Origin of the sequence: Krasilnikovia cinnamomea (assembly GCF_004217545.1) — a bacterium.
Classification (GTDB): Bacteria; Actinomycetota; Actinomycetes; order Mycobacteriales; family Micromonosporaceae; genus Actinoplanes; species Actinoplanes cinnamomeus.
The window spans coordinates 6,463,845-6,482,671 of sequence record NZ_SHKY01000001.1; the positions used below are offsets into that span (position 1 = coordinate 6,463,845).

The 18,827-nt window shown below is 72.9% G+C and carries 21 protein-coding genes and 1 riboswitch; of the genes, 9 read left to right on the plus strand and 12 right to left on the minus strand.

All coding sequences use genetic code 11. From position 1 onward, the window contains the following. Positions 1-126 precede the first annotated feature (126 nt). Positions 127-1,266, plus strand: coding sequence for an LLM class flavin-dependent oxidoreductase (locus EV385_RS29065; protein ID WP_130512353.1), 1,140 nt, complete (start codon positions 127-129; stop codon positions 1,264-1,266). Beyond that, positions 1,259-2,620, plus strand: coding sequence for an NtaA/DmoA family FMN-dependent monooxygenase (locus tag EV385_RS29070; RefSeq protein WP_130512354.1), 1,362 nt, complete (start codon positions 1,259-1,261; stop codon positions 2,618-2,620). Before EV385_RS29065 ends, EV385_RS29070 begins: the two co-directional genes overlap by 8 nt. Here EV385_RS29070 and EV385_RS29075 read toward each other — a convergent pair. Genes EV385_RS29075 through EV385_RS29085 form a run of 3 tightly spaced genes read right to left on the minus strand, consistent with a single transcriptional unit; the run spans position 2,617 to position 5,030 of the window. Beyond that, positions 2,617-3,348 carry an amino acid ABC transporter ATP-binding protein gene (locus EV385_RS29075; RefSeq protein ID WP_130512355.1) on the minus strand — a complete coding sequence of 244 codons (732 nt, stop codon included), beginning with the start codon at positions 3,346-3,348 and terminating at the stop codon, positions 2,617-2,619. The two genes, EV385_RS29070 and EV385_RS29075, sit on opposite strands and share 4 nt — an antisense overlap. Continuing rightward, positions 3,345-4,106, minus strand: coding sequence for an amino acid ABC transporter permease (locus EV385_RS29080; RefSeq protein ID WP_242625134.1), 762 nt, complete (start codon positions 4,104-4,106; stop codon positions 3,345-3,347). The genes EV385_RS29075 and EV385_RS29080 overlap by 4 nt, the downstream gene beginning before the upstream one ends. A 45-nt stretch (positions 4,107-4,151) precedes the next feature. After that, complete coding sequence (locus EV385_RS29085; RefSeq protein ID WP_130512357.1) at positions 4,152-5,030, minus strand: ABC transporter substrate-binding protein; 879 nt, start codon at positions 5,028-5,030, stop codon at positions 4,152-4,154. Positions 5,031-5,304: 274 nt separating this feature from the next. After that, positions 5,305-5,418: riboswitch (SAM riboswitch) on the minus strand. A 237-nt stretch (positions 5,419-5,655) separates the two neighbouring features. On the opposite strand from EV385_RS29085, the gene EV385_RS29090 reads away from it, so the two are divergent. Further along, positions 5,656-6,243, plus strand: coding sequence for an NADPH-dependent FMN reductase (locus EV385_RS29090; RefSeq protein WP_130512358.1), 588 nt, complete (start codon positions 5,656-5,658; stop codon positions 6,241-6,243). Continuing rightward, positions 6,240-6,746, plus strand: a complete 507-nt coding sequence (locus EV385_RS29095) for a flavin reductase family protein (protein WP_130512359.1) — start codon at positions 6,240-6,242, stop codon at positions 6,744-6,746. The genes EV385_RS29090 and EV385_RS29095 overlap by 4 nt, the downstream gene beginning before the upstream one ends. An 11-nt stretch (positions 6,747-6,757) precedes the next feature. Here EV385_RS29095 and EV385_RS29100 read toward each other — a convergent pair whose 3' ends face one another. Continuing rightward, a complete protein-coding gene (locus EV385_RS29100) occupies positions 6,758-7,843 on the minus strand; it encodes a M15 family metallopeptidase (RefSeq protein ID WP_130512360.1) in 1,086 nt (361 codons plus the stop codon). A 187-nt stretch (positions 7,844-8,030) separates the two neighbouring features. Beyond that, positions 8,031-9,116, minus strand: coding sequence for a hypothetical protein (locus EV385_RS29105; RefSeq protein WP_130512361.1), 1,086 nt, complete (start codon positions 9,114-9,116; stop codon positions 8,031-8,033). 193 nt (positions 9,117-9,309) lie between these two features. On the opposite strand from EV385_RS29105, the gene EV385_RS29110 reads away from it, so the two are divergent. The 4 genes from EV385_RS29110 (at position 9,310) to EV385_RS29125 (ending at position 12,528) form a co-directional block, all read left to right on the plus strand. Continuing rightward, positions 9,310-9,837, plus strand: a complete 528-nt coding sequence (locus EV385_RS29110; protein ID WP_130512362.1) for a toxin-antitoxin system HicB family antitoxin — start codon at positions 9,310-9,312, stop codon at positions 9,835-9,837. A gap of 75 nt (positions 9,838-9,912) precedes the next feature. Beyond that, entirely contained in the window at positions 9,913-10,752 is an 840-nt protein-coding gene (locus EV385_RS29115) for a DUF4097 family beta strand repeat-containing protein (protein WP_130512363.1), read from the plus strand. 25 nt (positions 10,753-10,777) lie between these two features. After that, positions 10,778-11,719, plus strand: coding sequence for an ATP-binding cassette domain-containing protein (locus EV385_RS29120; protein ID WP_207229991.1), 942 nt, complete (start codon positions 10,778-10,780; stop codon positions 11,717-11,719). After that, complete coding sequence (locus EV385_RS29125) at positions 11,716-12,528, plus strand: ABC transporter permease (protein WP_130512365.1); 813 nt, start codon at positions 11,716-11,718, stop codon at positions 12,526-12,528. Before EV385_RS29120 ends, EV385_RS29125 begins: the two co-directional genes overlap by 4 nt. A 39-nt stretch (positions 12,529-12,567) precedes the next feature. Here EV385_RS29125 and EV385_RS29130 read toward each other — a convergent pair whose 3' ends face one another. Further along, a complete protein-coding gene (locus EV385_RS29130; protein ID WP_130512366.1) occupies positions 12,568-13,692 on the minus strand; it encodes a baeRF2 domain-containing protein in 1,125 nt (374 codons plus the stop codon). Positions 13,693-13,875: 183 nt separating this feature from the next. Here EV385_RS29130 and EV385_RS29135 point away from each other — a divergent pair, with 183 nt between their 5' ends. Beyond that, entirely contained in the window at positions 13,876-14,676 is an 801-nt protein-coding gene (locus EV385_RS29135; protein ID WP_130512367.1) for an MBL fold metallo-hydrolase, read from the plus strand. Between the two features lie 234 nt (positions 14,677-14,910). Here the strand turns inward: EV385_RS29135 and EV385_RS29140 are convergent, their stop codons facing one another. From EV385_RS29140 to EV385_RS29165, 6 genes are all read right to left on the minus strand, one after another. Then, complete coding sequence (locus EV385_RS29140) at positions 14,911-15,120, minus strand: hypothetical protein (RefSeq protein WP_207229992.1); 210 nt, start codon at positions 15,118-15,120, stop codon at positions 14,911-14,913. Beyond that, the gene (locus tag EV385_RS29145) at positions 15,098-15,802 is read right to left on the minus strand and encodes a dienelactone hydrolase family protein (protein ID WP_130512368.1); all 705 of its coding nucleotides are present in this window, start codon (positions 15,800-15,802) and stop codon (positions 15,098-15,100) included. Before EV385_RS29145 ends, EV385_RS29140 begins: the two co-directional genes overlap by 23 nt. Before the next feature lie 87 nt (positions 15,803-15,889). Then, the gene (locus EV385_RS29150; protein WP_130512369.1) at positions 15,890-16,243 is read right to left on the minus strand and encodes a hypothetical protein; all 354 of its coding nucleotides are present in this window, start codon (positions 16,241-16,243) and stop codon (positions 15,890-15,892) included. Positions 16,244-16,272: 29 nt separating this feature from the next. Then, positions 16,273-16,557 (minus strand): hypothetical protein, encoded by a 285-nt coding sequence (locus EV385_RS29155; RefSeq protein ID WP_130512370.1) that lies wholly within the window; start codon positions 16,555-16,557, stop codon positions 16,273-16,275. Between the two features lie 119 nt (positions 16,558-16,676). Then, on the minus strand, positions 16,677-17,810 hold the full coding sequence (locus EV385_RS29160) for a carboxylate-amine ligase (protein WP_130513627.1): 1,134 nt from the start codon (positions 17,808-17,810) through the stop codon (positions 16,677-16,679). Continuing rightward, positions 17,810-18,778: a methyltransferase gene (locus EV385_RS29165; RefSeq protein ID WP_130512371.1), complete on the minus strand. Its 969-nt coding sequence runs from the start codon at positions 18,776-18,778 to the stop codon at positions 17,810-17,812. The genes EV385_RS29160 and EV385_RS29165 overlap by 1 nt, the downstream gene beginning before the upstream one ends. Positions 18,779-18,827 lie beyond the last annotated feature (49 nt).

Below are 18,827 nucleotides of genomic sequence, written 5' to 3' on the forward strand. Positions count from 1 at the left end.
GCGCCCTCGCCCGGCACGGCCCGCGCCTCGGACGGTCATGCCTTGAACATACTTTCCCGATAGGACTTGAGGATATCCCGCGTCCTGCCTAGCGTGAGGCGTCTACCGTCGACGCGTGAGGTGCCCATGAGCCGTTCGCTGCCCCTGCGTCTCGCCGTCGCGCTGAACGGTGCCGGATGGCACCCGGCCGCCTGGCGGGAACCCACCGCCCGCCCCGCCGATCTGTTCACCGCCGGGTACTGGACCGACCTGGTCCGCGAGGCCGAGCACGGCCTGCTCGACTTCGTCACGATCGAGGACGCGCTCGGCATGCAGTCCAGCCGGGCCGACGGCCCGGACGAGCGCACCGACCAGGTGCGCGGGCGGCTCGACGCGGTGCAGATCGCGGCACGCATCGCGCCCCTGACCCGGCACGTCGGGCTGATCCCCACGGCCACGGTCACCCACACCGAGCCCTTCCACGTGGCCAAGGCGATCGCCACCCTGGACTACGTCAGCGCCGGGCGGGCCGGGTGGCAGGTCCAGGTCTCCGAGCTCCCGCACGAGTCGGCCCACTTCGGTCGCCGGGTGGTCGAGACCGGGCCGCGGGGCGTCCAGGACCTGCTGGACGAGGCCGCGGACTACGTCGAGGTGGTGCGCCGGCTCTGGGACAGCTGGGAGGACGACGCGGAGATCCGCGACGCCGCCACCGGCCGGTTCATCGACCGCGACAAGCTCCACTACATCGGCTTCACCGGCCGGTGGTTCAGCGTGCAGGGCCCGTCCATCACGCCGCGCCCGCCGCAGGGTCAGCCGCCGGTCGGCGCCCCGGCAGCCACGGGCCTGGCCGCCCGCGCCGGCGCCGACGTGGTCTTCACGACCCCCCGCGACACCGACGACGTTCGCGACATCGTCGGCGACCAGTCCGCTCCGCACGTCTTCGCCGACCTCGTTGTGGTCCTCGACGGCGACGCGCAGGCCGCCCGCGCGCACCGGCGGCGACTCGACGACGTGGACGGCGCCGGTTTCCCGCCGGACGCGGCGGTGTTCGCGGGCACCCCGGGTGAGCTGGCCGACCGGCTCCTGCGATGGCATGCCGCCGGCCTCACGGGCGTGCGGCTGCTGCCCGCCCGGCTGCCCGCCGACCTCCGCGCGATCAGCCGCGGCCTGGTCCCCGAACTGCAGACCCGCGGCGCGTTCCGCCACCGGTACGAAGCCACCACGCTGCGCGGACTGCTCGGGCTGCCCCGGCCCGCCAACCGATACGCGGAGGACAGCGTTGCCTAAGCAGATCCACCTCGCGGTGCACTTCCCCGGGGTCAACAACACCACCGTGTGGAGCGACCCGCGCTCGGGCAGCCACATCGAGTTCGCCTCGTTCGTCCGGCTGGCCCAGACCGCCGAGCGCGCCAAGTTCGACTTCTTCTTCCTGGCCGAGGGGCTGCGCCTGCGCGAGCAGGGCGGCCAGATCTACGACCTGGACGTGGTCGGCCGCCCCGACACCTTCACGGTGCTGTCCGCCCTCGCCGCGGTCACCGACCGGCTCGGCCTGACCGGCACCATCAACTCGACCTTCAACGAGCCGTACGAGGTGGCCCGGCAGTTCGCGAGCCTGGACCACCTCAGCGGCGGCCGGGCCGGCTGGAACGTGGTGACCTCCTGGGACGCGTTCACGGGCGAGAACTTCCGGCGGGGTGGTTTCCTCGCGGAATCCGACCGCTACAGCCGGGCGGCGCGGTTCCTCGCGGCCGCGGGCGTACTGTTCGACTCCTGGCCGGACGGGGCCGTGGTGGCCGACCGTGACCGCGGTGTCTTCCTCGCCGACGGCCGGGCCGGCGCGTTCGCGCATCGCGACGAGCACTTCGACATCGCCGGCCGGTTCACCGTGCCGCGCAGCCCGCAGGGACGGCCGGTGATCCTGCAGGCCGGTGACTCGGACGCGGGGCGCGAGTTCGCCGCCGCCACCGCCGACGCGATCTTCAGCCGGCACAGCAGGCGGGAGGCCGGCCAGGCGTTCTACGCCGACGTCAAACGCCGGCTGGCCACCTACGGACGCGACCGCGACGAGCTGCTCGTCCTGCCGGCGGCGACGTTCGTGCTCGGCGACACCGACGCCGACGCCGGGGAACGGGCCGCGGTCATCCGGCGGCAGCAGATCAGCGGCCAGACCGCGATCAAGCTGTTGGAGCAGCTGTGGAACCGCGACCTGTCCGGCTACGACCCGGACGGGCCACTACCGGAAATCGACCCGGACGTCTCCACCGAGCACATCGCCCGCGGGCGGGCCAGCGTACGCATGCACCGCGACCCCGTCGCCACGGCCCGCGAGTGGCGCGCGCGGGCCGAGGCCGGCAAGCTGTCCATTCGCGAACTGGTCATCGAGGTGAGCGGGCGTCAGACGTTCGTGGGCAGCCCCCGGACGGTGGCCGACCAGATCGACGACCTCGTCCAGTGCGACGCCGCCGACGGGTTCATCCTGGTGCCGCACGTCGTGCCGGACGGGCTCGACGAGTTCGCCGACACCGTGGTGCCCCTACTGCAGGAACGCGGCGTGTTCCGCACCGAGTACACCGGCCCGACCCTGCGCGACCACCTCGGACTGCGCCGCCCGGCGGCCACCCGTGCGGTGCCGACCGGCTAGAGCACCTGGGACAGGAACCCGCGCAGGCGCGGATGGGTGGCGTCCTCGAAGATCGCGGCGGGCGCACCGGCCTCCAGCACCACGCCCCGGTCCATGAAGGCGACGGTGTCGGCGACCTGGCGGGCGAATCCCATCTCGTGGGTCACCACGACCATGGTCATGCCCTCGGCGGCGAGGTCGGCCATCAGTCCCAGTACGCCCTTGACCAGCTCGGGGTCGAGCGCGGAGGTGGCCTCGTCGAACAGCATCACCTGCGGCTGCAACGCCAGCGCGCGGGCGATCGCGACCCGCTGCTGCTGCCCGCCGGACAGGTGCGCCGGCCGGGCGTCGGCCTTCGCGGCGAGCCCGACCAGCTCCAGCTGGGTACGGGCGACCGCCGCCGCCTCGTCCTCGGCGAGCCCCTTGAGCTTGCGCAGCGCGAGGGTGATGTTGCGCAGCACGCTCATGTGCGGGAACAGGTTGAACTGCTGGAACACCATGCCGATCCGCTGCCGCAGGCGGTCCGGGTCGTCGCGCAGCACGCTGCGTCCGTCGAGCAGCACGTCACCACGGTCCGGTTCGATCAGCCGGTTGATGGTGCGCAGCAACGTCGACTTGCCCGAGCCCGAGGGCCCGATGACGCAGGCGGTCTGCCCCCGGGCCACGTCGAGGTCCGCGCCGCGCAGCACGGGATTGCGCCCGAACGCCAGGTGGACGTCGCGCAGGCTCAGGCTCACCGAGCCGGTCATCGGTCGCTCCCCGCTCCCGCGCCGGACAGCGCGGGTTCCTCGTCGTCGTCCGGTGCGCTCGCCTGCCGCCCGTGCCGCAGCCGCTGGTCGATCCAGTTGACTGCATGCGTCAGCGGCACGGTCAGCGCGAGGTAGAACAGCCCGGCCAGCAGCAGCGCGGACTCGTTGCCGGTGGTGGCCGCGTGGTCCTGCCCGATCCGGAACAGCTCCCGCTGGCTGGCGACCAGCCCGAGGAAGTACACCAGGCTGGAGTCCTTGATCAGGGCGATGAGCTGGTTGACCCACGCGGGCAGCACGCGGCGGATCCCCTGCGGAATGATCACCAGGCGCATCGCCTCGGACCAGGAGAAGCCCAGCGCGCGCGCCCCCTCCAGCTGGGCGGCCTCCACGGACTGGATGCCGGACCGGAAGATCTCACCGATGTACGCCGCCGCGATCAGCGACAGCGCGAGGATGCCCAGCGGGTACGGGTTGGGCCCCCAGACCTGCATGCCGAGCGGTGCCAGTCCGACACCGATCAGCAGGATGGTGGCCGCCGCCGGCAGGCCCCGGAACACGTCGGTGTAGACCCGCGCGGGCCAGCGCAGCCAGCGGGTCCGCGAGATTCCGGCGACGGCCAGCAGCAGACCGAGCAGCGAGCCGAGCAGGGCGGCGGAGACCGCCAGGACGAGCGTGTTGCGCAGCCCGACGGTCAGCATCTCGGGCAGCGCGGCGCGCATCGACGGCCAGTCGAAGAACGTCTCCCACAGCGTGCTCACCGATTCCACCGGCCGGTCACCGCCCCCCACTCAGTCGTCATCGGATCAGGACGCCGCGGACACAGACACAGACACAGACACAGCCGCGCTCGGCGCTGCCTTGCCGCTGCCCGGGGTGAACCCGGCGGGGATCGGGCGGCCGGGGTAGTACTGGGCCTGCAGCCGGTTCCAGGTGCCGTCCGCGATGACCTGGTCGAGGCCGGCGTTCAGCGCCTCGCGCAGCACGTTGTTGCCCTTCGCCACCGCGTACGCGGTGGGGGCGGGGCTGAGCTGCTTGGCCGCCACCTTGATCTTGGATCCACTGTCGGCGGCGGACTTCTCGCCGATCTCCGCGGGGGCAATCCACGCGTCGGCGGTACCGGCCTTGAGCTGGTTGAGCGCGCCGTTGTAGTCGGGCACCCGGACGGGGTTGAGGCCCTTGCCGGTGGCGTAGTCGTCCTGGACCGTGCCCTGCACGACCACGACCCGCTTGCCGGTGAGCTGGTCGAACCCGGTGATCGACGAGTTCGCCGGGACGTCGAGTCCGAAGTAGCCGAAGTCGTAGCCGTTGCCGAAGTCGACGGTCTGCTTGCGCGCCTCGGTCACGGTGATCGAGGAGCTGCCCACGTCGAACTTGTGGTTGTTCACCTGTGACAGCAGGGCGGAGAAGTCGGTACCGACGAACTCCACCTTCAGCCCGATCTTGGCGGCGACCGCGGTCAGCAGGTCGTTGTCGAAGCCGGTGAACCTGCCGTCCTTGAGGTACACGTTGGGCGGGGCGTCGGTGAGGGTGCCGGCGCGCAGCACGCCGGGCTGCAGCAGGGCGTACGGGTTGTCGGCCGAGCCGGACTTGGCGTCGTCGCCGCATGCGGTGAGCAGGCTGACGCCGAGGATCGCAGCGGCGCCGAGGGTGGCGGCCCGGGTGAGGGCAGGCAGAAATCGCACAGGGTTCTCCGAGAAGGGTGGTCGGTGCGGTGGGCGCAGCGGTCCGATCGGACGGCGGGGTGCGCCTACCGCGAGGGAATTGCGGGGTGGGGTGCGCCTAGCGCGCGGCGGCGTGGCGACACACCGCGCTGCACACCCGCATCATGTCGATGTGCCGTCGCCGGGTCAGGGCCGGCAGCGGGCGCGCGGCCCGCGGATCCGGGCCCGCGCCTGGCGAGGTGGCACAACGGCGGGAAGACATGGCTCTCCTGGGTCGGTGTTGACCTGGGGGGCCAGGCCACGCTTGCATCGGGGGCTTGCTCCGATGCCTGGTCCTCACCCGGGGCACCCCACCGCGGAGGAGGGTTGCCGGCCAGCAAGCCGGGGCTTCACGCTGGCGCTCATGACCTGCCGCCGAGGCTAGCAGCCGGGTTCGGTGCGGCGTCCAGTCGATATGACCACACTCACGCGGTTCGTGCCCGCAAAGGTTGGCCGTTCGGCTCGCGCAGGTATGCGGTACGGCGGAAAGGCCGAGAACCGCTTGCGCGACAATATCCTACTAAGCCTATAGTCATTCGGTATATGCAAGGGATCGGTGGAACCCCGTCCACGCCGGTCCGCCCCCCTCGTCGTACCGGAGTGACACATGTCAGAGCGACCCGTGATCCAGCACCTCGGCCGCCTACCCGTCGACGGCACCCCGCCTCGTGACCACGGCGTCGTGAACGCCCGGGTGGCCGTCGTGGTCGGCAATCCACGCCCGGCCAGCCGCACGCTGGCGGCGGCGACGTACCTGGCCCGCGAGCTCACCGGGCGCGACCCGGGCCTCACCGTCGACCTGGCCACCCTCGGCGCCGCGCTGCTGGACTGGGCGGACCCGGGGGTGGCCGCACTGGTCGACGAGGTCGGCGCGGCCGACCTCGTGGTGGTGGCGAGCCCGACCTACAAGGGCACCTACACCGGCCTGCTCAAACTCTTCCTCGACCGGTTCGCGGGCGGGACGGGCCTGCGCGGCCTCGCCGTGCCGCTGCTGCTCGGCGCGGGGCCACAACACCAGCTGGCCGCCGAGCTGACGCTGCGGCCGGTGCTCACCGAGATCGGCGCGACCGTGCCGGGGCGGGGGCTGTTCGTCATCGACAGGCACCACGACGACCCCGCCGCCTACGCCGACTGGCTGGCGGCCACCAGCCCCGTCGTGGGCGCGTTCCTGCGGACCCGGGAGGAGGTCGCATGACCGCGTTGCGTACCAATCAGGACCTGGACCATCACCGGCTGCGCGAGGTGTTCGGCATCTTCCCCAGCGGGGTGGTGGCGGTCGCCGCCGTCGTGGACGGCGTGCCCGTGGGTCTCGCGGCCAGCTCGTTCACCTCGGTCAGCCTGGACCCGCCGCTGGTGTCGTTCTCCATCGCCAACGCCTCGAAGACGTGGCCCGACCTGCGCCGCGCGGTGCACCTGGGAGTCACGATCCTGGCGGACCACCATTCCGCAGTGGCCCGCCAGCTCGCGGGTGCACCGGCGGGGCGGTTCGACGGGCTGTCGCTGACCGCGTCGCCCCTCGGGGCCGTCACGCTCGACGACGGCCTGGCCCACTTCGAGACGACGATCTATCGCGAGGTGCTCGCCGGTGACCACACCATCGTGCTGCTGCGCCTGCTGGCCGCGCGCCATGCCGGGCTGGGCGACCCCTCACCGCTGGTCTTCCACCGCAGCCGGTTCGGCCGGCTCCAGCCCGATTGACGCGTCCGCCGTCAGGAACCGGTGATCGACCAGTGCCACGGCTCCGACGGCAGGTTCACGTATCCGTATTTGCGGGCGTTCGCGGACAGCCACCGGAACGCGGCGCTGTCCCGGGTGAGCGACCCGCCGTCGACCGTGAGGTCGACCGCCAGGCCGACCTCGTGCAGGGACGTGCCGGGAATCGCCGTCGGCACGCGGCAGGACGAGGGCGGCGCGGTCCAGATGTCCGGGCAGCCGTTGATCTTTCGCAGTTCGATCTGCCGCTTCTTGGTCCGGAAGCCGCCACCGCCCAGGACGATCCCGCGGGCCCGCGCGTCGGCGAGCATCCGCCGGAACGCGAACGAGACGCTCTTGTGCACGGTGATGCCGTTGACGGTGGTGGTGTCGGCCGTGGTGAATTCGTCCTGAACGTCGGTGACGACCGAGCGGCTGATCGCGGCGGCCTGCGCGGCGATCTCGGCGGAGTGGTCCAGGGCGACGAGCCTGCGCTGGTACTTGCGGACCACCGCGTTGGTGCTGCGCCAGGCGGTGGTCGCCCGGTCCACCGCGACCGTCGCGGTGCGGGCGGTGGTCTCCGCCTTGCGCAGCGCCGTACCGGCGGTGCGGGCCCGAACCCCCCGGGTGGTCACGGTCCTGCGCGCGGCGGTGACGGTGTTCTGCATCCGGGCCACCGCGTCGTTGTCGCGCGGCCGCTGCAGCGACACCACGATCAGCCTGTTGCGCGCGTTGGTCAGCGCCTCCCGGGCGAGCACATACCGGGTACGGGCGGCCGCGTCGGCGGCGACGGCCGTGGTCAGCGTGGCCTGCGCCGCGCCGTGCGTCTTGCGGGCCGCGGTGAGCCGCTGGGACCGGGTGCGCAGGGTGGTGCGCTGGGCCGAGAGGGCCTTACGGACCCGCACGTACTGGGGGGTCGGGGTGAGGCTGTGGTACATCAGCGAAGCCCACCGCTGCGCGCTGCGCGGGACCTGGGCCGAGGCCGGCGCGGGCAGCGCGATCGCCACAGACGCCGCGAGCGCCGCGGTGACCGCCGCGGTGAGAAGTCGCCGGGCTCCAGCCCGGTACCGCTGGTCGGGTCGCGCTTGCGGTCGTCGCCCCACTGGGTGTGCCCCTCCGCCTGATCGGTCAGGGCTGGAAAGCGGGCGAACCGCCGATCGGTACCGACGCGCGTCCGCCCGGGGCCGTGCGCCAACGCGGGAGCACGGCCGAGCCCCGAGGTATCAGACGAGCCTGATGCCCGGCGGGTGCGGCACGGTCCCGGCGGCGGAGCGGACCGGTTGCGGAGCGCTACCCGCGGGCGGCGGCCGAATTGCGGTCGACCATCAGCCCGCTCGCGTCGACGGCCTCGAAGTCGGCCCCGGTGAGCCGTTTGAGGGCGTGCAGCTGGTCGTTGTTCCACCGTGCGTCGGGTGTGCCGCTGACGTACCAGGCGGAGCCGTTGTCGGCCACGATCGCGCCGTAGCGTTGCAGGGCCCGCACGATGGGCCGGGCCTGGGGCGGGAAGCGGTTCGGGTCGACGCCGGCGCGCAGCCGCAGGCGCAGTCCCATCGGCGGCAGCGCGGCGTCGCGCCGTCCGGCGTGGTGCCGGGCGGGCCACACGTGCGCCGCCTGGGAACGCGGCACCGTGATGCGCAGGGCGTGGTCGACGTGGCCGGCGGCGACCTCTTCGTACCGGACGAGGCCGGCCAGGACGGGCAGGCCGGCGGCGTCGGCGGAGGTCCAGCCGTCCGGGCGCAGCCGCTGACTGCGCAGGTTGTACACGGCGCCGGAGCCGGCCCGCCAGCCGCTGCCGGCGGGATGGGCGTCGAACAGTTCGTACGCCCGGCAGGCGGCCGGGTCGTAGACGATGATGTGCCGGTCGCCGGTGGCGGCGGGACCACCCTCGATCTTCGGGTTGCGGGGGATCGGGTACGGGCCGGGGTCGCTCTCGTCGGCGTACTCGAACCGTACGGGGACGCGCGGGGTGCCGGCCTTCGCGACGGTGACGGGGATGCCGATCGGCCCGCCGTCCCACTGCCCGGAGCCGAAGTCGGCGGTCAGCGCGGCGCCCTTGCCGATGCTGGCCACGTACGTGGCGGAGCGGGGGTGCCGGGGCAGCCGGGAGACGTCGGCCCGCCAGTAGCTGCCCGCCGGTACCGGGTCGCAGGCGCCCTGCGCCGTGGCCACCGGCTTGGTCGACGGCGCCGGGCCCTTCGGGGAGTCGGCGGGGGCCGCACTCGCCGATCCGGCGGCGGCCGCCGATGCCGCGGTCGGGCCGGACGCGGACGGGGCGGCGGTCGGCGCCGGGGCGTCGGCTACCCGGGACGGCCCGTTGTCGCAGGCGGTCGCGGCGAGGAGGATGGCCGCCGCGACGACGGCTGCTCGGACGCGCATGGCGGCCATTGTGCCGCAGCGGCGGCCGGCGCGGCGGCCCGGTTCGCGCGGCGCGGTGTTCCCTCCCGCCCGCCGGTCCGGCGCGACGCCACGCACCGGACCTTCACGAGTCCCACCACGTTGACGCCATCATGGCACCGACTCTGAGCCAGAATGGCTTGTAGTGGTGCCAAGTGTGTGCCACCATGGCACCATGGACCTGACCTCGTATGTGAGCAATCTCGGCCGGGAGTTCGCCACGCTCGCCGAAGCCGGCGGTGCGGAATCGCGTGCGCTGGTCGAGCGCCTGACCGGGTCGCTGGAGTCGGCGATCCGGATGACCCTGCTGGACGCGCTGTCGCATGCCGCCGACGAGATCAGCCGGGACCTGGCCCCCGGCTCGGTGGAGTTGCGCCTGCGCGGCCGCGATCCGAACTTCGTCGTGACCCCGCCCCCCGCCGAGCCGCCCGGGTTCGCGACCGGGGACACCGCGCCGCCGGCCGACACCGACAGCGATCTGCTGATCGCCGAGGACGGCCCGGCCGCGCGGATCAACGTACGCATGCCCGAACAGCTCAAGACCGCGATCGAGGAGGCCGCGGCCAAGGAGGGCCGTTCCGTCAACGCCTGGCTGGTCCGGGCGGCCGCCGCCGGCCTGCAGCGCGCCGATCGCGATCAGCGTCCCGAGCCCCGCGACCGCGGGAAGCGGAGCCAGCAGCGCTTCACCGGCTGGGTGCGCTAGCCGCGCCGCACGCTCGCCCACACCGCGTCCCCGGCCTGCGGGGACGATCCACCTACCCAGGATGCGGGGACACCCATGCCCACCTACGAGACGCCAGAACCGATCTCCGTCACGCTCGAACTCAGCGTCGGCGACATCCGCATCGCCGCGAGCGACCGGGCCGACACCGTCGTCGACATCCGCCCGAGCGACGACGCCGACGAGTCCGATGTGCAGGCCGCCCGGCAGATCCGGGTCGACTGCACCAACGGCATCCTCCAGGTCACCGGCCCCAGGCGGGTGTTCGACTTCTCCCGCAAGACCAGGTCGGTCGCGGTCTCGATCGAACTGCCCAGCGGTTCCCAGCTCGCCGCCCACCTGCAGATGGGCGACCTGCGCACCGCCGGCCGGCTCGGTGAGTGCCGGGTCAGGACCACCGGCAACGTCTGGCTCGAACGGACCGGCCCGCTGCGCCTGCACACCGGCGCCGGTCACATCACGGCCGACGGCGTCATGGGCAACGCCGAGATCTCCACCGGCACCGGCACGATCCGGCTCGGCGAGATCGACGGCACCGCGGAGGTCAAGAACTCCAACGGTGACACCTCCATCGACGCCGTCACCGGCGACGTGCGGGTGCGCAACGCCAACGGCGCCATCCACATCGAACGGGCCGGCGCCGGTGTCGACGCGAAGTCGTCCAACGGCACCATCCGCCTCGGCGAGGTGGTCCGCGGCTCGGTCGTCCTCGGGACCGCCTGCGGCGACCTGGAGATCGGCGTCGCCGAGGGCTCCGCCGCCTGGCTGGAGGTCAACACCGGATACGGCCACGTACGCAACGAGCTGGAGAACGTGGCCCGGCCCGGCGAGACCGACGAGACCGTCCAGGTGCGCGGCCGCACCTCGTACGGCGACATCACCATCCACCGCTCCTGACCCCGGAGATGGGAACACCATGACCATGACGCAATCCCGGCCGGCGATCACCGTGACCGGGCTCCGCAAATCCTTCGGCGACCAGGTCGTGCTCGACGGCGTCGACCTGAACGTGCCGCGGGGAACGGTCTTCTCGCTGCTCGGCGCGAACGGCGCCGGGAAGACCACCACCGTCAAGATCCTGTCCACCCTGCTCGGCGCCGACGCCGGTGAGGTTCGCGTCGCCGGGCACGACCTCTCCCGCGAACCGGACGCGGTGCGCGCCGCGATCGGCGTCACCGGCCAGTTCTCCGCGGTGGACAACCTGCTCACCGGCGAGGAGAACCTGCGGCTGATGGCGGATCTGCACCACCTCGCCCGGGGCGACGGCCGGCGGCGCGCCGCCCGGCTGCTCGAACAGTTCGACCTGACCGAGGCGGCCGGGAAACCGGCGGCGAGCTACTCCGGGGGCATGCGGCGGCGGCTCGACCTGGCGATGACCCTCGTCGGCAGCCCACAGGTGATCTTCCTCGACGAGCCGACGACCGGACTGGACCCGCGCAGCCGCCGACAGATGTGGCAGATCGTCCGCGACCTGGTGGCCGGCGGCGTCACCATCTTCCTGACCACGCAGTACCTCGAGGAGGCCGACGAGCTGGCCGACCGGATCGCCGTCCTCGACCGCGGCCGGGTGGTCGCCGACGGCACCCCGGAGGAGCTGAAACGCCGCATCCCCGGCGGACACGTCCGCCTGCGGTTCGCCGACCAGCGGCGCCTCGACGCGGCCCTGGGCGTACTGGGCGAGGTCGCCCGCGACAACGACGCGCTCGCCCTGCGGGTGCCCGGCGACGGCAGCCTGAGTTCGCTGAAGGCCCTGATCGGACGGCTCGACGACCGGGCCATCGAGGTGGACGAGCTGTCCGTGCACACCCCCGACCTCGACGACGTCTTCCTCGCACTCACCGACGAGAAGGTGACCACCCGATGAGCACCCAGGCCCTCACCCCCGCCCCGGCGGACCTGCGTTTCCATCCACTGCGCGACTCGGCGACGATGCTGCGCCGCAACCTCAAACGCCTGCTGCGGTACCCGTCGATGACGGTGATGCTCGTCGGGATGCCCGTCGTCTTCCTGCTGCTGTTCGTCTACGTGTTCGGCGGCACGATGGGAGCCGGGCTGGGCGCGGCCGACGGGCGCGCCGCGTACGCCAACTACGTGACGCCCGCGATCATCCTGATGACCATCACGGCCACCGTGCAGGGGACCGCGATCTCGATCGCCATGGACATGACCGAAGGCATCGTCGCCCGGTTCCGCACCATGCACATCGCCCGCGTCTCCGTGCTGACCGGCCACGTCCTGGGCAGCGTGATCCAGGCGATCGTCAGCGTGGCGATCGTGATCGGCGTGGCGGTGCTGGTCGGCTTCCGGCCCACCGCCGCGCTGGGCGAGTGGCTGGCCACGGCCGGCTTCCTGATGGTGGTGAGCTTCGCGCTCGTCTGGTTGGCGGTCGCGCTGGGCCAGCTGAGCGAGAGCGTCGAGACCGCCAGCAACCTGCCCATGCCGCTCGTGCTGCTGCCGTTCCTCAGCAGCGGGTTCGTCCCCACCGAATCCATGCCGGCCGGGGTGCGCTGGTTCGCCGAGCACCAGCCGTTCACGCCGATCATCGAAACCCTGCGCGGTCTGCTGATGGGCACGCCGATCGGGCACACCGCATGGATCGCGCTCGCCTGGTGCGCCGTCATCGCGCTCGGCGGGTACCTGTGGTCGAAGCGACTGTTCAACCGCGAGTCCTGACCGGAAATCCGATACGCGTCGCATCGCTCCGTGGGGCGCTCAGCGGGCGGCGCTGGCGGCGTCCGCGTAGCGCAGGACGGCGCCGATGCCCTGTTCCAGCGGTGCCTCGTCGGGGCCCACCAGGACCAGGTCGGCGCCGGTGCCCGCGATCGCCCGTACCAGCGCGGCGTCGGCCCGGACCCGCTGCGGGTCCGGCACGCCGGCCTCGCGCAGCAGACGGTCGTCGACCGAGACCAGCGTCGGGTCGTCCGGGGCGATCCACAGGGTGTCGGTGGAGGACTGGTCGTCGACCAGCAGCACCGTGTCGACCTGGCCCCGGGGCAGCCGGGTGACCACGTCGTCCAGGCCGCTGCCGGCGGTGCCGTCGCCCCGTTGCGCCTGGTAGCGATCGACGACCTCGCGGACGCGCCGGTCGGCGCACTCGGCGATCGCCTGGACCGTCACGTCGTCCAGGGCCGCCTCGTCGGCGCCGGCATGCCGGGACCCGGCGTCGGTGGAGACCACGCGGTCCTGCCAGCGCTTCGGCAGCCGCCCGACGAACGCCTGCACGGCCCGGACGTCGCCACCGACCACGATGACCTCCGCCCCGACGGCGTCCGCGAGATCCACCGCCGCGGCCGCCACGTCGCCCGCGTTGCGTTTCCAGGACTCCTCGACCGCCTTCAGGTAGTGCAGGTGCGACCAGCCGCCGACATGCACCTTGCGGATGGGGAACGTGGCGCTGCCGGTCACCTCCTGGTGCCGGGGTGCGCCGCCGACGGCCAGCGCGTCGAGGTCGGCGCCGGTCCGGTCGGCCAGCACCCGCACGTACGGGATCTCCTCGCCGCGCTGTGCGATCAGCGGCATGACGTGCGGCAGCGGCTCCAGGCAGGCCTCGTCGGTGGCCGGGGGAGCGGACATCGTCTCCAGCATGGCCACCTCACCGTCGCGGGCGAAGACCGCCAGGCCGTACCGTCCCGGCTGGTAGGGGTGGTTCTGGACGGCGTACTCCACGGCGTCGAGGGTGGCGGCGTCGGCGCCCTGCCGCGTCAACCGCTCGCGCAGGGCACGCCAGCGCAGGTCGACCTCGTGGTCGGCGTTCTCCCCGGCCCGGCTGGCGTCGAGATACACCGACACCCACGAGCCTGGACTGTCGAACAGCGGGCGCAGGAAGTCGAGGTTCATGGCAGCACCTTCCGCTGGTCGTCACCGGAGCGTTCCTGGGTTAGGTACCCATGGATCGCCGGGACTCACCTGGAAGCGGGCACTTCAGGGCGTAATCATCAGACGTGGACTAGCGTCCCGGCGCGCGCATGGGCGGGCCGCCACCGGGTATGCGGCAGGAGCCCACCACCCGAGGAGGCAACCGTGCGCGCCGAGGCGACGTTTGTCGGCAATGCCACCGTGCTGCTGCGGATCGGCGACTTCACCGTGCTCACCGATCCCGCGTTCGGGCCGGCCGGCAGCCGGGTCTCGCTCGGCTACGGCCTGTTCACCAGGCGCCTGCGCGACCCGGTGCTGGATTGCCTCGACGGCGTCGATCTCGACGCGGTCCTGCTGTCGCATCTGCACGGCGACCACTTCGACCGCGCCGCCCGCCGACGTCTCGACCCCCGGCTGCCGATCCTCACCACCCCACAGGCCGAACGCCGCCTGCGGCGACGGTTCCCCAACGTACGGGGAATGCCGACCTGGGAAGCCCACCAGTGGACGCGCGGTGACCAGCGGCTGCGGGTCACGGCCGTGCCCGGGCGGCACGGGCCGGGGATCGCGGATCTGCTGCTGCCCGACGTCATGGGATCGGTGGTGGAGTTCGCCGTCGCGGGACGATCCCGCCTCACCCTCTACGTCACCGGTGACACGCTCTACCGGCCCGGGCTGGCCGAGATACCGCGCCGGTTCGGGCAGATCGACGCCATGCTGATCCACCTCGGCGGCACCCGCGTGCTGGGCCTGCTGGTCACCATGGACGACCGGCACGGCGTCGAACTGACGCGGCTGATCCGGGCCGGGCGGACCATCCCGATCCACTGCGACGACTACCGGGTGCAGAAGTCGCCGCCGCTGCGCTACCTGAGCCGCGCCCGCCGCGACGGCCTCGCCAGCGTACATCCCGTGTCGCGTGGCGAGACCGTCGCATTGCCGCTGCGTGTACCCGGGCTGCCGTAGGCGCCGGTCAGCCGGTGGCGCGGGGGCGGCTGGTCACGGCGGACAGCGGCGCGGCGACGTCCTCCAGGGACCTGCCCTCGGCGTCGACGCCGAGGACGATCCCGCCGACGATCATCACCGCCGCACCGATGGTCGTCCTCGGTGAGCTCGAGGTCGCGCAGGGCGGTGCGGTCGAAGACCAGTGGCCCGTCCTCGGCGATCGCGCCGACGCCGAACTCGGGCTGGCCCGGTGCGCTACGCGGGCTGGCCCGGTGCGCCGATCTTGCGGGCGAGGACGAGGTCGAGGTCGGCGCCGAGCCGCGCGGCCACGGGCACCGCGACCGGTACCCCGCCGTGCGGCAACGCCAGCACGAGAACCCGTCCGGAGCGACCGGACGCGGGCATCCGCGAGGCGAGCGAGTCGGCCAGCGCCCGCCCCGCCTCAGGACGATCCGCGAAGATCATCGCTGTGCTCCCGTGCCCGGTCCGCGGCCGCCGATTCCAGGTGGTCGGCGAACCACTGCCGGGACTGCTCGGCGACCTGCTCAAGGGCGCCGGGCTCCTCGAACAGATGCGAGGCGGCCGGGATGATCCGCAGTTCCGCCGACACCAGCATCGTGTTGCGCGCCTGTTCGTTGAGGTCGCAGACCTGCGCGTCGCGTTCACCGACGATGAGCAGCGTCGGCGCGGCCACCTGGAGCAGCGCCGGACCGGCCAGGTCGGGACGGCCGCCCCGGGACACCACCGCGCGAACCACGTCGCGGCGAGCGGCCGCGGCCACCAGCGCCGCCGCCGCGCCCGTGCTCGCGCCGAACAGCCCGATCGGCAGCGCGACCGTCGGCGGCTGGTCGCGCACCCAGTCGATGACCCCGATCAGCCGGTCGGCCAGCAGCCCGATGTCGAACCGCAGGTCCCGGGTGTGTGCGTCGGCCTCTTCCTCCTCGGCGGTGAGCAGGTCGACCAGCAACGTCGCCAGGCCACCCCGGTTGAGCTCGTCGGCCACCGCGCGGTTGCGGCGGCTGTGCCGGGAACTGCCGCTGCCGTGGGCGAACAGCACCAACCCGTGCGCGTGCTCCGGCAGGACAAGGTCACCGTCGAGTGCTGCCCCCGGCACGGTGATCCGGTCGGTGGTCGTCCAGGCGGTCATCTCCATCCCCTCCTTCTGGTCCGGTCAGACACCGAAGGGATAGGTCTCAGTCTCCCCGCAGGACCCGTCGTCGCGCAGACGTACGGCTCATCCGCAGGCCTGGCATGCCGCCGGGTGGCCGTGCCGCCGCAGTACGACAACCGCCGCGCGGCGGGCGTCGGTGAACGCCTCCCGGCAGGCGAGCGGGTTGCGATGCACGGCGGGACACTGCGCGGCGATCGTCCCGTCCGGTGCCGACAGCAGCCACCTCCAGTGACCGTCATCGCTGCCGACGATGCGCGGCGGGGGGCCGTGTCCCAGCAACGCCAGCTCCTCCATCGCCGCGGTGTGGTCCGTGGTCGGTGGCCCGCTACGGGCGATGAGGTCCGCCGCGCAGTCGGTCCGGCTGACCAGTCGCCAACTCCAACCCTCCACCGTCTGATCCAGGCTGAACCTGATCATTTGCGCCTCCTCCCCGTGTGCCGCGCCGGCTAGGTGGGCCCACTGCGCCCGGACGGCGACGAACCGTCGGGCGACGGGCGAAGCCGGTCGCTCCCGGAGGCCCGATCCGGGTGTGGCTCATCCTCGGCGGCGGCTTGGTCAGCCGCCGTCTCGATCGGGCGCGGGCCGTGCCCGAACTCCTCCTCCGCCCCGGCTTCACCGCCGGTGACGTCGTCGACCTGTCCGTCGTGCGAGTACGTCGCCATCGCGCGCGTCAGGTCGGACAGGGGCAGTGCCCGATCGTCGCGCCAGGCTTGCTCGGGTCGTTCTTCCATGTCTCTGGGCTACCCGGCCACTGCTTCGCCAAACGACGCGAGCTGGTCGTCGAGCGTGGCGATGGTCATCATCGCCGCGGCCGACCGTCGCTCCGCCATCACTGCGCTCCCCGTGTCGTTCAGCCGCTGGTGGTCGCCCCGGCGAGCTCGGCGAGCGCCCCGGACACTCCGGCTCCCCGGGCGTGCGCGCGGCGCTGCCGGGCGGCGCCGGTGCCGTGCGTGCGCAGGTGCACCAGACCGGCGGTGACGGTGGCCCGGTCACCGTGGCGGTCGAGCGCCGCGCCGACGGTGGCCATCAGGTCGTCCACCAGCTCCCAGGCGGGTTGGGTGGTGCGGTGCAGAAGGTTGGTCAGTGTGCCGTCGAGGGCCGTGTGGGCGGCGTTCCAGTGGGCCGCGCGCAGCAGGTGGTCGGGCAGCCTCGGGGCGGGGCGGCCGGCGGCGATGTCGGCGACGACGGTCGCGACGAGCGCCCGTACCAGACCGGCGACCAGGACGGCGTCGCCGGCGGTCGGGCACACGTCGCTGACCCGTACCTCCACCGTCGGGTATCGCGACGAGGGACGCGCCCACCACAGCACCATGGAGGCGTCGAACATGACTCCGGCGGCGATGAGCTCGCCGACGGTGCGCTCGTAGTCCTGGGCCGATTCGAGGTAGGGCGACGGGCCGAGGCTGGGCCAGCGATCCAGCGCGATGCCGCGCCAACTGGCGTGGCCGGTGTCGGCGCCGTCGTGGAACGGCGAGTTGGCGGTGAGCGCCTGCACGACCGGCAGCCACGGCCGCAGCCCGTTGCAGACCTGGATGGCCAGCTCCCGGTCGGGCACGCCGACGTGCACGTGACAGCCGCACACCGCCGGGTCGTGGGCGATCGGACCGTAGTGGTCCGCGATCGCGTGGTACCTGGGGGTGTCGACGACGCGCCGGTCCGGTTCGCCCACGGGCGTGGCGCCCACCGCGACCAGCCGGGCGCCGACCGCGGCGGCGGCGTCCGCGGCGGCGGCCCGGTTGTCCAGCAGATGCCGGCGCAGTTGCGGCAGGTCGGCGCAGACCGGGCTGACCATCTCCATCATGCTGCGGCGGAACTCGGCCCGGCTGCGTTCCCGCATGGCCGGTGACAACGCCGCGCGGGCGGCGTCGCTCCGCGGCGCGTTCAGCCAGGATTCCGGGTCGAGCAGCAGGAACTCCTCCTCGACCCCGACGGTCGGTATCTGGCGGGTGAATGCCTCGGCCGGGCTCGGGTCGGTGAGCGACATCATCGGTCGTCGGGTGGGCGGGTCGCGGTCAGCACGCTGAGCGCGATCCGGTCGGCGTGGGCGTAGGCGGGCTGGTCCAGGTTCTCGCTGTAGACGTCGGGGTCCACCTCGCGGTATGTCCAACGCAGGTCGGTGCGGTCCAGCCGGTGCGCGGCGGCAGCCCGCAGCGGGTCCCGTCCGCCGGTGATGCCGGTGCCGCTGAACAGCACCAGCGACCCGCCGGGTGTGAGGCGGCGCGCGGCCGTGTCGAGCACGGCCAGCGGCAGGTCGTGCCCGTGCGGGCCGCCGCCGTCGCGGTAGGCCCGGCCCTCCGGGTCGATCATGAACGGTGGGTTGGAGACGATGAGGTCGAAGTCGCCGGGCACGTCGTCCAGCAGGTCGCTGCGGCGCACGTCGACGTGCACGGTCCCGGCCAGTGCGGCGTTGATCCGGGCGTAGCGCAACGCCGTGGGGTTGATGTCGACGGCGATCACCTCCGCCTGCGGCACGCGCCTGGCGACGGCGACGGCGACCGCGCCGCTGCCGGTGCCGACGTCGGCGACCCGCCCCGGTGCCGCCCCGGCGGCGGCCAGATGCGCCAGCGCCGCGTCGACCGTGCGGTAGGTGTCGGGACCGAAGAAGACCGCGTCGGGCCCGGCCGCGGGGAAGGCCGAGTGTACGAACAGCTCACCGTCGAAGCTGGAGACCCGGATCAGGCTGTACCAGAGATCGCCGTCGCGCCGCAGCGCGTGTGCGTCCACGAGCAGCCGCACGACGTCCTCGGGCAGGGCTCCCGGCCGGAACGGCCGGCTCCACCCGAGCACGTCGGACAGGGTGTGGCCTTCCGCGTTGCCCGGCCGGCGGTTGACGCGCTCGTGGGTGCCGGGCGTGACGGTGGTGAACTCGTACCCGATGGCCTTGAGCGCCGCGCCGAGCCGGCGCAGCGCGGCGTCCCGCAGCGGCGGGGCATGGGTGGTGGCAGACAACATGGTCCGCATTTGCCCGGGAATTCCGCGGTTAACCGAGGCGGCTGCGGGA

Coding starts and splice junctions, on each gene's coding strand:
- EV385_RS29065 (WP_130512353.1), top strand. CDS start 127: ATGAGCCGTTCGCTGCCCCTGCGTCTCGCCGTCGCGCTGAACGGTGCC.
- EV385_RS29075 (WP_130512355.1), bottom strand. CDS start 3,348: ATGACCGGCTCGGTGAGCCTGAGCCTGCGCGACGTCCACCTGGCGTTC.
- EV385_RS29090 (WP_130512358.1), top strand. CDS start 5,656: ATGTCAGAGCGACCCGTGATCCAGCACCTCGGCCGCCTACCCGTCGAC.
- EV385_RS29095 (WP_130512359.1), top strand. CDS start 6,240: ATGACCGCGTTGCGTACCAATCAGGACCTGGACCATCACCGGCTGCGC.
- EV385_RS29105 (WP_130512361.1), bottom strand. CDS start 9,116: ATGCGCGTCCGAGCAGCCGTCGTCGCGGCGGCCATCCTCCTCGCCGCG.
- EV385_RS29110 (WP_130512362.1), top strand. CDS start 9,310: ATGGACCTGACCTCGTATGTGAGCAATCTCGGCCGGGAGTTCGCCACG.
- EV385_RS29115 (WP_130512363.1), top strand. CDS start 9,913: ATGCCCACCTACGAGACGCCAGAACCGATCTCCGTCACGCTCGAACTC.
- EV385_RS29120 (WP_207229991.1), top strand. CDS start 10,778: ATGACGCAATCCCGGCCGGCGATCACCGTGACCGGGCTCCGCAAATCC.
- EV385_RS29125 (WP_130512365.1), top strand. CDS start 11,716: ATGAGCACCCAGGCCCTCACCCCCGCCCCGGCGGACCTGCGTTTCCAT.
- EV385_RS29130 (WP_130512366.1), bottom strand. CDS start 13,692: ATGAACCTCGACTTCCTGCGCCCGCTGTTCGACAGTCCAGGCTCGTGG.
- EV385_RS29140 (WP_207229992.1), bottom strand. CDS start 15,120: ATGATCTTCGCGGATCGTCCTGAGGCGGGGCGGGCGCTGGCCGACTCG.
- EV385_RS29145 (WP_130512368.1), bottom strand. CDS start 15,802: ATGACCGCCTGGACGACCACCGACCGGATCACCGTGCCGGGGGCAGCA.
- EV385_RS29150 (WP_130512369.1), bottom strand. CDS start 16,243: ATGATCAGGTTCAGCCTGGATCAGACGGTGGAGGGTTGGAGTTGGCGA.
- EV385_RS29155 (WP_130512370.1), bottom strand. CDS start 16,557: ATGGAAGAACGACCCGAGCAAGCCTGGCGCGACGATCGGGCACTGCCC.
- EV385_RS29160 (WP_130513627.1), bottom strand. CDS start 17,810: ATGTCGCTCACCGACCCGAGCCCGGCCGAGGCATTCACCCGCCAGATA.
- EV385_RS29165 (WP_130512371.1), bottom strand. CDS start 18,778: ATGTTGTCTGCCACCACCCATGCCCCGCCGCTGCGGGACGCCGCGCTG.